Source organism: Kitasatospora nipponensis (assembly GCF_039528135.1).
Classification (GTDB): domain Bacteria; phylum Actinomycetota; class Actinomycetes; order Streptomycetales; family Streptomycetaceae; genus Kitasatospora; species Kitasatospora nipponensis.
Window position 1 is genome coordinate 1 of the sequence record NZ_BAAALF010000287.1, and the last position, 4,987, is coordinate 4,987.

Annotated in this window: 5 protein-coding genes, 1 tRNA gene and 2 pseudogenes; 3 read left to right on the forward strand and 5 right to left on the reverse strand. The window is 73.7% G+C overall.

The features are described from left to right. Window positions 1-269, forward strand: a 269-nt coding sequence (locus tag ABD323_RS38375; protein ID WP_425556304.1) for an RNA polymerase sigma factor sigma-70 region 4 domain-containing protein, incomplete at its 5' end; no start/stop codon positions are given. Here the strand turns inward: ABD323_RS38375 and ABD323_RS38380 are convergent. After that, the gene (locus ABD323_RS38380; protein WP_344446741.1) at window positions 161-532 is read right to left on the reverse strand and encodes a hypothetical protein; all 372 of its coding nucleotides are present in this window, start codon (window positions 530-532) and stop codon (window positions 161-163) included. The genes ABD323_RS38375 and ABD323_RS38380 overlap by 109 nt on opposite strands. A gap of 309 nt (window positions 533-841) precedes the next feature. Here ABD323_RS38380 and ABD323_RS38385 point away from each other — a divergent pair, with 309 nt between their 5' ends. Next, the gene (locus ABD323_RS38385; RefSeq protein ID WP_344446742.1) at window positions 842-1,447 is read left to right on the forward strand and encodes a hypothetical protein; all 606 of its coding nucleotides are present in this window, start codon (window positions 842-844) and stop codon (window positions 1,445-1,447) included. Between the two features lie 94 nt (window positions 1,448-1,541). Here the strand turns inward: ABD323_RS38385 and ABD323_RS38390 are convergent. After that, window positions 1,542-1,614, reverse strand: a tRNA-Lys gene (locus ABD323_RS38390). A gap of 64 nt (window positions 1,615-1,678) precedes the next feature. Continuing rightward, window positions 1,679-2,365, reverse strand: a pseudogene (locus ABD323_RS38395) (nucleotidyltransferase domain-containing protein); the annotation flags it as partial. A gap of 260 nt (window positions 2,366-2,625) precedes the next feature. Between ABD323_RS38395 and ABD323_RS38400 the strand changes: the two are divergent. Further along, window positions 2,626-3,492, forward strand: a complete 867-nt coding sequence (locus tag ABD323_RS38400; protein WP_344446743.1) for a DUF3592 domain-containing protein — start codon at window positions 2,626-2,628, stop codon at window positions 3,490-3,492. Here the strand turns inward: ABD323_RS38400 and ABD323_RS38405 are convergent. Both ABD323_RS38405 and ABD323_RS38410 read right to left on the reverse strand, forming a co-directional pair. Next, window positions 3,475-4,383 (reverse strand): TIGR02452 family protein, encoded by a 909-nt coding sequence (locus tag ABD323_RS38405; RefSeq protein ID WP_344446744.1) that lies wholly within the window; start codon window positions 4,381-4,383, stop codon window positions 3,475-3,477. The genes ABD323_RS38400 and ABD323_RS38405 overlap by 18 nt on opposite strands. A gap of 147 nt (window positions 4,384-4,530) precedes the next feature. Further along, window positions 4,531-4,987, reverse strand: a pseudogene (locus ABD323_RS38410) (DEAD/DEAH box helicase); the annotation flags it as partial.

The window sequence follows — 4,987 nt, forward strand, 5'->3', positions numbered from 1 at the left end:
TCGCGGTGATGGCGGCGGGCTGGGCGGAGATCCTGGGCAGTCCCAACCCGACGGCGGCCGCCTGGCGGATCCTGCGAGCCACCGTCGCCGCCCGCTTCGACCCGGCCCGGGTGCCGACCCAGCGGGTCACCGCCGCCGACGAGGATCTGGCCATCCTGCACTACGTGGTCGGCCTGGCCACCCCGGAGATCGCCGACGTGGTCGGCACCGACACGGCGAACGTGGCCAGCCAGCTCCGGCACGCCCTGCGCGAGGCGTCCGACTGGTGACCGACTGGTGACCGCCCCAGCCGGGCGGCCCGCCCGCCGAGGCCGCCGGTGGCGTACACCCCGGCCTGGCGCAGCGAGCCGTCGCCCGCGCGGTCGTAGGCGACCACGGTGTTGCCGCTCAGGTCGTCGCTCTGCACGAACACCGGCGCCTGGTGGCGTCCGGCGTCGTTCGCGGCGAAGGCCGGGGTGCTCAGCGCGGCCGCGGCGGCGATCGCGGCGGCGGTGACGCCGATGGCACGGGCTATCCGCAGGGTGGCGTTCATCGGTCTGCTCCTCGAGGCGTTCGGCGACTGGGGCCGGCCGGGCATGGCGCATCAACTCCTGTCCATGGCAAGGGAGTTGCATCCCCAGCTCGGGCGGAGTGATCGGCGGTACCGGCTGACTGCCGATGACGCTAACCGCCCACGGGCCCCGATCGACAGCCGAAAGGCCCCGTGCGGGCCCGTCGTTCGGAGTTCGTAAGAAGTGCGGCGGGCGGTCCGCGGCGGACCGAGACACGGTCCCCGCCGCTACCTTCCGTGACGGCCCGCTAATCTCGTCACGGTCGAATGATGAGATGAGGAGCATTACCCATGAGAATACTGGTCACGCTGGGTTATGGATTTTCCCTGGCGCTGCTCGTCGTGGCGACCCTGGTGGCCAACGTCTTCGGGGTCGACGACGGGAGCAGACTGCTCCTGACGGCTCTCGAGTTCGTCATCGGCATCCTGGTGCTCAGCGTCGTGATGGCGGCGTTGCCGCGCCGGATGCAGCAGCAGGTGGCCGGAGCGCAGCCCACCTCGGCGATGATGCGGCGACGGGTGGACCGCATCCTGGTCGCCGTCGGAGGCATCGCCCCGCGATCGGCCCGGGCCGACGTCGCGGCCCTGGCCCAGGGCGTGCGCCTGTACGCGCGTGCCGCCCGCATCGACGGGGCACGCCCGGCCCTCGGCATGCTGCTCTTCGAGGCACCGGCCGGCGCACCGGCGGTGCTGCGGTGGCGGCAGGGAACGGCGGTGGAGACGATTCCGCTGCCCTACGCCCTGACGGAGTTGGAGAACGTCCCCCTGACGGCGATCGCACGGACCCTGAAGGCCACCCGCACCGTCTGGATCGGGGACGCGCTCAACATCCAGCTGACGCCGATGGACCTGGACGTCCTGCGGCACGTGGCGGCCGCGACCGTGGCCGTGGGCTGACCGTCCGCCCACCCGTGCCGCACCCCGGACCCGCTCATGACGAAGGGCGTCCTCCCCGGGGGGAGAACGCCCTGGTCCACTCAGGTCGATCCGGTGGGGCGCCAGGGGCTCGAACCCTGAACCTACGGATTAAAAGTCCGCAGCTCTAACCATTGAGCTAGCGCCCCGACAACATCGACATCATGCCAGAACGTGCCGTCCGGTGTCGTCAAATCCCGGCGGGCGTGCAGATCAGGCGGCCTGGGCGGGGGTCAGGTGGGCCCGGCGGACCCGGCGGAGCCAGGACTCCACCGCCGCCTCGTCCGGGGCCTGGGGCAGCGCGCCGGGGCGGTCCAGCCGGTGGACGGCGTCGGCGAGCAGGCCCTCGGCCAGGTCCGGGGTCGCCGCGATGCGCTCGCCGAGCTCGCGGACCCGCTCGGGGTCGGCGAGCCGGATGGTCAGGACGCCGGTCTCGTGCAGGGCGACCGCCTGCTCGACGAGGCGGACCAGGTGCCGGGCGTGTTTGGCCGCGCGGGCCAGGGTCGCGGGCTCGGTGCGGTCCCGGCCGGCGAGCTTGCGCAACTGCTGGGTGGCGTAGCCGAGGTAGGAGTCGCGCACCGCCCGGGCGCTGAGCAGCCGCTCCCGCAGGCCGATCAACTCGTCCCCCAGTGGTGTCCGCACCTCGTACAACTCCGACGGCAACCAGACGAGTTCGGTGACCGTCGGGTTGCCGGCCAGGGCCAGCCGGCACCACTTCGCCGCCTCGTGCCAGGTCTGGTCCGGTGCGGTGCGCACCACCGACTCGGTGGGCCGGCGCAGCCCGTGGAACTCCTCGGTGGGCGCCGCGAACAGGCCCAGCCGGTCCACGTCCGAGCCCGGCCGTGCCAGACCGTAGGCGGTGGAGCCCACCACTCCCGACAGCAGTACGCGCATGGTCGCGCCCCTCTCTCCGGCCTCCCGGCGTTCCCCGCAGTCTCCCGTCGGCGGGCCGCGCCCGCACCCGCTTTTCGCCGCGCCCGGCGACCGGGACGCGGGACTGCGCGCTACCAGACGGGCCAGCCGGACCAGGGTGAACGGTGCGCTCCAGGGGGTCACCGAACCCAGGTGACAGACCATCAGGAAGGGGGCAGGATCAGAGGGAGACCAGGAGGGGTAGAGGAAGTTCGGGGGAAGTCCGGGGGAAGTCCGGGGGGACGGCGATGGGTGAGTACGACCAGGACGCACTGTTGCTCTGCTGGTGGACGGGACTGCTGCTGCTGGTGCTGGGGGTGCCGGCGGTCGCGCTGCGGCTCAGCCGGTTCTCCCGCCACGGGACGACCGTCCAGGGCACCGTGACCCGGATGCTGGTGCGCCGCAACGGCAGACGCACCTCGGTGGTGCCCGTCGTGCGCTTCACCGACGCGGCCACCGAGCGCGAGGTGACCGGCACGCCGACCGGGGGACGGATCCCGCAGGTGGGCTGGCCCGGGCAGCTGATCTCGGTGCGCTACCTGCCGGGCGCCCCGGACCTCTTCCAGGTCGGCCCGCAGATCAGCCTCTTCGACGCCGGCCGGGCGAGCCTGCTGGTGATGACCCTCGGATCGGTCGCCCTGGTGCTGACCCGCTGGACCGATCCGGACGCGATCGCGACCAGCGCCGTGCTGGCCTGCTCGTCGTTCGCGCTCACCGCGACCGCCGTCATGCTCCGCCACTCGTCCACCACGGAGCAGCGAAGGCTGCTGCGCGACAAGGGAGTCGTCGCCTACGGGCGGCTCATCGGCACGGTGGTGGCGGAAGGCGGCCCGGACAGCACCCACCGCTACCACCCGGTGCTGCGGTTCACCACCGCGGACGGCGAGCAGGTCACCGGCGCCGACCTGAGCACCTCCAGCCGCCGGCGCTACCCGGTGGGCGGCCCGCCGGTGCCGGTGCGGCACCTGCCGCAGGACCCGACGCTCTTCCGGCTCGACGCCGTCGGGGGCCTGCCCGGGGCCCGCTCCGGGCGGGGGGACTGGCACCGGGCCCTGGCGGTCGTGGTCTTCTGCGGCGTGCTGATCACCGTGGGCGCCTCACTGGCCGTCCGCTGACCGACCGCCGTCCGCCGCCCCGGGGCCGTCCGCCGAGCCGCGCCGTCCACCCCCGGCGAAGCGCTGGGCGAAGGCGGCCCGGTTGGCCGAGACCGACTGCCGGTCCCAGACCGCGAAGACCACGTGCTCGAAGGCTCCGCCGTAGGACTCCAGCGCCACCGCGAAGGCCTGCGCCACCTGCGCCGGGTCGTTGCCGAAGACCCCGCACCCCCAGGCGCCGAGCACCAGGTGCCGCACCTCGTGCCGGGCCGCCACCGCCAGCAGCCGCTTCGCCCGCTCCGCCAGCACCGGCGCCAGCCCGACGTCCTGGGACCGCAGCCGCAGCTGCGTGGCGTTGGGCGCCGGCGAGGTCAGGAACGAGACCGGGTACGGTCGCGCCAGCAGGTCGCACTTCTCGTCGCGGATCACCGGGACCCCGGGCGAGAAGATGATCCGGTGGCTGTAGCGCAGGTCGTCGCTGGCCCGGTGCGCCTCGTAGTAGTCGGGTGCGGCCAGCAGGCACCGGTACAGCAGCGCACCGCGGCAGAGGTCCTCCTCCTGCGCCCGGGACCCGCGCAGGTAGCCGCCGCCGGGGTTGCGCGCCGAGGCGAAGTTGAGCACCGCGACCGTCTCGCCGCCGCGGGCACCGTCGCCCGCCGCCAGCGACCGCACCAGCCGGTCGGCGGCCTGCAGGCTGCCCTCCGCGGTGACCTCGACCGCCGGGTCGCCGGGGCCCGGTGACGGCTCGTCGAGCAGCGCGGCGCTCTCCTCGGGCGTGTACGACACGGTGCCGGCGCGGGCCGCCGCCAGCAGTCCGCCGATCGTCACGCTCACCCCGCCCGGCCCGCGGTACGTCCCCCGCTCCGCGATCTCCTCGTTCTCCCGGGCCACTTGGTGCAGTCTGCTGCTCATGGTCGGGAGCCTACGGGCGGGCCCGCGGGACCCGCCACCGAGTTGATCGCATCGCCGACCGGATGAAGACCGGCGCCGACGGCGACGGGCCCGCCCCACCGAAGTGGAACGGGCCCGTCGGACGTTCAGTCAGCCGTCAGCCGGAGGTCAGTTCTTCCAGCGCGGCTTGCGGTCGCCACCGTTGAAGCCGGCGCCGCGGTTGTCGCGGTCACCGAAGGAACGGCTGCCACCGCGGTTGTCGCGGTCACCGAAGGAGGAGGACCCACCCTGCGGGCGGCCGCCCGAGCGGTGGTCGTCGCGACGGGCGAACGGACGGCTGGTGCTGCCGGCGCCGGCGCCGCGGTTGTCGCGGTCACCGAACGAGCGGGCCGGACGGTCACCGAAGGAACGGCTGCCACCGCGGTCGTCACGGTCGCGGTTGAAGCCGCCACCACGGTTGTCACGGTCACCGGCACCGCGGTTGTCGCGGTCACCGAAGGAACGGGCCGGACGGTCACCGAACGAGCGGTTGCCGCCACGGTCGTCGCGGTTGAAGCCGCCACCGCGGTTGTCACGGTCACCGAACGAGCGGGCCGGACGGTCACCGAAGGAACGGCTGCCGCCA

Coding starts and splice junctions, on each gene's coding strand:
- ABD323_RS38380 (WP_344446741.1), bottom strand. CDS start 532: ATGAACGCCACCCTGCGGATAGCCCGTGCCATCGGCGTCACCGCCGCC.
- ABD323_RS38385 (WP_344446742.1), top strand. CDS start 842: ATGAGAATACTGGTCACGCTGGGTTATGGATTTTCCCTGGCGCTGCTC.
- ABD323_RS38400 (WP_344446743.1), top strand. CDS start 2,626: ATGGGTGAGTACGACCAGGACGCACTGTTGCTCTGCTGGTGGACGGGA.
- ABD323_RS38405 (WP_344446744.1), bottom strand. CDS start 4,383: ATGAGCAGCAGACTGCACCAAGTGGCCCGGGAGAACGAGGAGATCGCG.